The organism is Synechococcus sp. R5-15 (genome assembly GCF_047462035.1).
In the GTDB taxonomy this organism is placed as follows: Bacteria; Cyanobacteriota; Cyanobacteriia; order Thermostichales; family Thermostichaceae; genus Thermostichus.
The window spans coordinates 50,031-56,435 of the sequence record NZ_JANSIK010000060.1; the positions used below are offsets into that span (position 1 = coordinate 50,031).

General features: G+C 59.9%; 6 protein-coding genes. 4 read left to right on the plus strand and 2 right to left on the minus strand.

Annotated elements, in window-relative coordinates; all coding sequences use genetic code 11:
* Positions 1–170 precede the first annotated feature (170 nt).
* Positions 171–815 (minus strand): biotin transporter BioY, encoded by a 645-nt coding sequence (locus tag NW839_RS06045; protein WP_414351354.1) that lies wholly within the window; start codon positions 813–815, stop codon positions 171–173.
* A gap of 62 nt (positions 816–877) precedes the next feature.
* On the opposite strand from NW839_RS06045, the gene hisN reads away from it, so the two are divergent.
* The gene (gene hisN, locus NW839_RS06050; protein ID WP_414351353.1) at positions 878–1,687 is read left to right on the plus strand and encodes a histidinol-phosphatase; all 810 of its coding nucleotides are present in this window, start codon (positions 878–880) and stop codon (positions 1,685–1,687) included.
* Here hisN and NW839_RS06055 read toward each other — a convergent pair.
* Complete coding sequence (locus NW839_RS06055; protein WP_041437584.1) at positions 1,672–2,259, minus strand: thioredoxin family protein; 588 nt, start codon at positions 2,257–2,259, stop codon at positions 1,672–1,674. The genes hisN and NW839_RS06055 overlap by 16 nt on opposite strands.
* A gap of 174 nt (positions 2,260–2,433) precedes the next feature.
* On the opposite strand from NW839_RS06055, the gene NW839_RS06060 reads away from it, so the two are divergent.
* From NW839_RS06060 to NW839_RS06070, 3 genes are all read left to right on the plus strand, one after another.
* Positions 2,434–3,246 (plus strand): TatD family hydrolase, encoded by an 813-nt coding sequence (locus NW839_RS06060; RefSeq protein ID WP_414351351.1) that lies wholly within the window; start codon positions 2,434–2,436, stop codon positions 3,244–3,246.
* A 214-nt stretch (positions 3,247–3,460) separates the two neighbouring features.
* Positions 3,461–5,959 (plus strand): GAF domain-containing protein, encoded by a 2,499-nt coding sequence (locus NW839_RS06065; RefSeq protein WP_414351349.1) that lies wholly within the window; start codon positions 3,461–3,463, stop codon positions 5,957–5,959.
* Positions 5,960–5,963: 4 nt separating this feature from the next.
* A complete protein-coding gene (locus NW839_RS06070) occupies positions 5,964–6,335 on the plus strand; it encodes a DUF309 domain-containing protein (RefSeq protein WP_414351347.1) in 372 nt (123 codons plus the stop codon).
* Positions 6,336–6,405: the final 70 nt, after the last annotated feature.

Genomic DNA, 6,405 nt, shown 5'->3' on the forward strand with positions numbered 1-6,405 from the left:
CTCACGCAAACCCATCCATCCTGGCAAGACTTGACCAGAATCTGTACCACCGCTTGAGCGGCACAGCTCTAAGTTACTTTTCTAAGTTACTTTCTGCCTCTGCAGCTTGAGAAAAGATGCGCCCCGACCCAAATCTGCATGGGCCTTTGCGCACAGTTGATTCCCTTGCTTCAGAGCAGCAGCAAGCGCCGCAACAGCAACGCTATCACCGCAACAAAGCTGGCCACGATGACCTGTCCCGGCAGAGTGTAGCCGGAGTAAAGCCCTATCAACCTCAGCAACTCCCCATTCCAGGGTTGTGTGGCCAAAAGGTAGAGAATCCCGGTCAGGTGAACCAAGGCCAAAGCCACCAAGCTGCCGGATCCCAACTCTTGGAGGCCCACCGGGGAGTCAGGGATCCCTTCTGCCCACCGCTTCCCATCGACAGCACGTTGGCGGGCCAGAGGAGAAGGGGGTGGATAGGGATCCCGTTGCCGAAAGGCGATCGTCCCGCAGGCCCAAGCTCCCGGCAAAAACCCCAGCAAGTAGCCAAAGGCGGGCTGGTACAGGTACTGCCATCCTCCCCCTTGGGCAAACACCTGTAGCCCTGCCAGCCCCAGCCCCAGATAGACGATCTGGGCGCACACCGCTGCCACCGGCCCCGCCAAACAAGCCGTCAGCAACACGCCCCCAATTTGCAGCGAAAAGCTGTATCCCCCCAACCCAGGCAGCTCCGGCGGAAAACTCAAATGGGTTAGGGTGCCCAAAATGGTCAGGAGGACCCCAATCGCCGTCCAAAGCCATTCCAGAGGAGTTAAGAGCAAGCCAGACCGCATAAACCGAGAGGAAATTTTTCCCTATGCTAAGAAAGGGAAGGGGCAGATGGGGTGGGCAAAAGGTGGTCAAGGCAGAGTGGATTGAACTGGCCCAGGCCCTGGCCGATGCTGCCGGAGCGGTGATTCGCCCCCTGTTTCGCGGAGAACTGCAAGCCGAATACAAAGAGGCCCGCTCCCCAATTGTGACGGTGGCCGACCGGGAGGCAGAGCGGGCCATGCGAGCTTTGCTGATGGCCCAAGTGCCAGAACACAGCATCCTTGGCGAAGAGTTTGGTTTTCACCAGACGGGATCCCTCTATACTTGGGTTCTGGATCCCTTGGATGGCACCATCGCCTTTTCCACCGGCAAGCCCACCTTTGCTACTCTGATTGCCCTCTTGGAAGAAGACCGCCCCATTTTGGGCATCATCGATCAACCGGTGTTGCGCGAACGCTGGCTGGGGGTGCGGGGACAACCCACCCAATGGATGACCCCCTCTCACCGACAGGCTGCTCAAACCAAGGCCAATACCGACCTCAGCCGCGCCTACTTGAGCTGTACCACCCCTGATTTGTTCACCCAACCCGACCAACAACGGTGCTTCCAGGGGCTCAGCCAAGCAGTTCACATTACCTCCTATGGCGGCGATGGCTACCAGTACGGCCTGTTGGCCAGCGGCTGTGTGGATCTGGTGATGGAGTGTGGCCTTGCCCTCTACGATTTTGCTGCCCTTGTGCCGGTGATTGAGGGATCCGGTGGCGTGATTACCGATTGGCAAGGGGATCCCTTAACCCGCACCTCCACGGGAGAAGTGTTGGCGGCAGCCAACCCCAGCTTGCATCGACAGGCCCTGGCCGCGATTCAAAAAAGCGGGATCTACCCAGCGAAATAAGCAGGCTCATTGCCAGGTTTCCACTTGATGTTGCAGCCCAGGCTGGGCTTTTGGTCGGGATCGATGGGCTTGCCGGCCAGAAGGTTATCCAGCGCCGCCCGCAAATCTTTGCCCGTCACCGGCACATCGGTCAGGCTGGGACGGCTGTCGTCCAGTTGACCCCGATAGACCAACTTGCGATCCGCGTCGAACAAGAAAAAGTCGGGGGTGCAGGCGGCGGTGAAGGCTTTGGCCACCTCTTGGGTTTCGTCGTAGCAGAAGGGGAAGGTAAAGCCCAAGGTCTCGGCCATCTTCTTCAAGTTCTCTGGGCTGTCATCCGGGTATTTCTCCACATCGTTGGCGCTGATGGCTACAATGCCGACGCCGCGATCCTTGTAATCTCTGCCAAGGCGGGCCAGCTCCTCTTGCACGTGCTTCACATAGGGACAGTGCTGGCAGATGAACATCACCAGCAGGGCCGGCTTGTCGGCAAAGGTGGAGAGGGAGATGGTTTGGCCGCTCACCACATCCGGCAGGCTGAAGTCAGGGGCTGGGGTGCCCAAAGGCAGCATGGTTGAGGGGGTACGGGCCATAACAAACCTCCGGCGTAAGGTTTCCTCAATCATTGTGGATCATCCTGCTCCCACAGGAGCCGTCGCAAGGGGAGCTCGCCGGCAAACGGGAGCGCCAGAAGGGATCCCAAGCAGGCCGGGGACAGCTTTTACAATTGGATAAGGTTGGCAACACGATTGTTGGGGAGCTGAGCCTTGAGCACCGCCGTCTTACCTGCTGCTCCTTTGGTGGATACTCACGTCCACCTCAATTACCCCGATTTTGCCGCGGATCTGCCCCAGGTGGCCGAGCGCTGGCGTCAGACGGGGATCCGGCGTTTGGTGCATTCTTGTGTAACACCGGCAGAATTCCCCCAGTTGCAGGCCATTGCCGACCAGTATCCGGAAGTATTTTTGTCGGTGGGGCTGCACCCTTTGGAGGCGGGCCAGTGGCAGCCCGATTTGGCCGAAAAGATCGCCCACCTGGCCGCCAGCGACGAGCGAGTGGTGGCTATCGGGGAGACGGGCCTGGATTTCTACAAGTCCAACCCGGCGGATATCGAGCGGCAAAAAGAATCCTTCTGGGCCCAGATTGCCATTGCCCAAGCGCAGGATCTGGCGTTGATCGTCCATTGCCGCGAGGCGGCAGCAGCCACCTACGCCATCCTCAAGGAGGCCATGGCCACGGGGGGGCCAGTGCGGGCGGTGATGCATTGCTGGAGCGGATCCCCGGAGGAGATGCGGCTGTTTGTCGAGCTGGGCTGCTTCATTAGCTTCAGCGGCATTGTTACTTTCAAAAATGCCGAGACTGTCCGCCGGTCGGCCTTGGAGGTGCCCCTATCCCAGCTTTTGGTGGAAACCGATTGCCCTTTTCTGGCTCCCACCCCCTTCCGCGGCAAACGCAATGAGCCGGCCTATGTGCAGCGGGTGGCCCAAACCTTGGCGGAGCTGCTTGGGATCCCACCGGAAAAACTGGCAGAAAAAACCAGCCAAAATGCCGCTCGCCTGTTTCAGCTGCCTCTCCTCTAGCTCTGCTTTCCGAGGGCGCGGGTGAGCCGTAGGCCATTCCCGGCTCCAGATCTCAGGCGATTCCAACCCGGGAAACCCTGAGTTACCATTTTTAACTTTTTCTTTAACTTTTCTTTTGAGCCCGCTTACCTTTCTCAAAGACATCCTATGCTGGAAAAAAGGGATGTATCTCTAGATACTTCCCGTTAATCCCAGGGGCTAGGGGCTTGCAACTATGGATACCAAAACGCGGGCTGCCGAAGCTCGACCCAGCCGAGACGCCCTCATCAACCGCATCACCCACCAGATTCGGCAATCCCTGGAGCTGGATCAGATCCTGAGGGCGACGGTGGAGGAGGTGCGCGCCTTTTTGGGTACGGATCGGGTGAAGGTTTACCGCTTTGATCCCGAAGGTCACGGAACGGTGGTGGCGGAAGCGCGAGGAGGGGAGCGGCTGCCCTCGCTCTTGGGGCTGACTTTTCCGGCAGGGGATATTCCCGAGGAGGCGCGGCGGTTGTTTCGCCTAGCTCAGGCGCGGGTAATTGTGGATGTGGAGGCGCAGAGCCGTTCCATCAGCCAGCCGGAGTCTTGGGGGTTGTCTGCTAGGGTTCCTCTGGGCGAGCCGCTACAGCGGCCTGTGGATCCCTGCCATGTCCACTATTTGAAATCCATGGGGGTGGCCTCTTCCTTGGTGGTTCCCCTGATGCATCACCAGGAGCTATGGGGGCTGTTGGTCTCCCATCATGCTGAGCCTCGTCCCTACTCCCAAGAAGAGCTGCAGGTGGTGCAGTTGCTGGCGGATCAAGTTTCCATTGCCATTGCTCAGGCGGAATTGCTGGAGCAGGCGCGGCAGAAGGCGCAGCAGGAACGCCTCATCAACCAAATTGCTGCTCTAGTTTACTCGCCCCTGCACCCGGAGACGACCTTGACCACGGTGCTGGAGCAGCTTGCTGCCGGTTTGCAGGGGATCGGGGCGCGGCTGCGGATCCACTTTATGGGCTCAGATACCCTCTGTTGTCATGGCGTGCAACCCCCGGCCAGCTACGACACCTGGCTACAGGAGCAGCTCGGAAGGGCCGGAGGAGCGGGGGGCTGGGTCAAGATGTGGTCGCTCTCCCACTTGGAGAAATGGCCGGAGCTGCAAGAGCAGATGAAGCAGACACCCATTCGTGGCCTGCTGATGGTACAGCTTGTCTGGAATGACCAGCCCGTGGGCTGGCTGAGCGTGTTTCGCGCGGCCATCTGCCAAGAAACCCACTGGGCGGGTTACCGTTGGTTTGCTCAGGGGGATCCCAGACAAGAACTGCCTTTGATCTCTTTTGCTGCCTGGCGGGAGCTGAAAATTGACGAGCCTAAGGCTTGGTCAGCTGCAGAGCAAGAGCTGATGAGTCGGGTCGGGGTACATTTGGCCCTGTCCATTACGCAAAATCAGCTCTACCGGCAGTTGCAAACCCTCAACGCCCGTCTGGAGCAGGAGGTGCAGGAGCGGACGGCGGCCCTGCAGCGATCTCTGGCTATGGATGCCCTCTTGCAGCGGGTCACCGACCAGGTGCGCAGCAGTTTGGAAGAAGCCCAGATCCTGCGGGCAGTGGTGCAGGAGTTGGCTCTGGGGTTGCCCATTCAAGGTTGCGATCTCTGTCTCTACGATTGGGCATCTGGCCAGGCGACGGTGCGCTATGAATACACCTCTGCTCTACCACCTGCCGGTGGGATCACCCTGACCTTGGCCGACTACCCCGATCTTTACCGGCACCTGCAAGAGGGTCAAGCGATGCAATTCTGCCACTTGCCTGGGCAGGGCTGGATCCCCCGTCGGGAAGGGCTGACCCTGCTGGTGTGCCCGCTGCGGGATGACCAAGGGGTGCTGGGGGATCTCTGGCTGGCGAAGCCGGCAGCCGAGTGCTTTGATGAACTGGAGGTGCAGGTGGTGCAGCAGGTGGCGGATCACTGCGCCATTGCCATCCGCCAGGCCCGCCTCTACCAGGCTTCTGTGCAGCAAATTGGTGAGCTGGAGCGCCTCAACCGCCTCAAAGATGATTTTTTGAGCACCGTCTCCCACGAGCTGCGCACCCCCATCACCAACATGAGGATGGCCATCCAACTGCTGAAAACCGCCCGCGCCCCCCAAAAACGAGAGCAATATCTCAAGATTTTGGAGCAGGAGTGTGAGCGGGAGGCGGAATTGGTGAACGACCTGCTGGATCTGCAGCGGTTGGAGCAGGGATCCAAAACGCTCCATCTGGAAGAAGTGCCGCTGGCAACCTGGCTGCCCAGCGTGCTGGAGCCGTTTCTACAGCGGGCCCAGGCCAACCAGCAACGGTTGCAGTGGCAGATTGCGCCAAATGTGGGCAAGGTGCTCACCGATCGGGGCGGCCTGGAGCGGGTGGTGCAGGAGCTGGTCAACAACGCCTGCAAGTATACTCCCCCAAGGTGCAACATCTGGGTAACAGCGCAGCGCTCTGGCCCGCAGCAGGTGGAAATTCGGGTGATCAACGAGGGAGTAGAAATTCCCCACAGCGAGTGGGAGCGCATCTTCGAGAAGTTTTACCGCATTCCCAGCGGGGATCCCTGGAAACGGGGCGGCACCGGCCTGGGCCTGGCTTTGGTCAAGCAGTGGATGCAGCGGTTGGGGGGCAGCGTCTCAGTGGAGAGCTCTCAAGGCAAAACCTGCTTTACCCTGGTGTTGCCGCAGGGATCCCTGCCTGTGCAGACATCCCCCCTGGCCTGTGCCTAGCGACATGAGCGACGCCCCCTCAGAAGCGCTGCGTCTGGCCGCCGAGCAGTTTAACCGGGGGGAATTTTACGCCTGCCACGACACCCTAGAGGCCCTGTGGATGGAGGCAGTGGATCCAGAGCGGCGCTTCTACCAGGGGCTTTTGCAAACCGCCGTGGCCTACTATCACCTGCAAAACGGCAACCGCCGCGGCTGCATGATCCTGCTGGGGGAGGCCAACCGCAAGCTGGCGGACTTTCTGCCCACCTACGCCGGATGGGATGTGCAAGCCCTGTGGCAGGCTAACCAGGGCATCCTGCGGCATCTTTCTCAACTGCAACCCCAGGATCCCTTGCCTTATCTAGCCGTCCCCACCCTGAGTTGGGTTGAAGACTGACGTAAACTACCCGGCCCTGACTGCTTCGCAGTACAGGGCGGGCTTTCGGTAGCCCTGCAGTTGGCAAGCC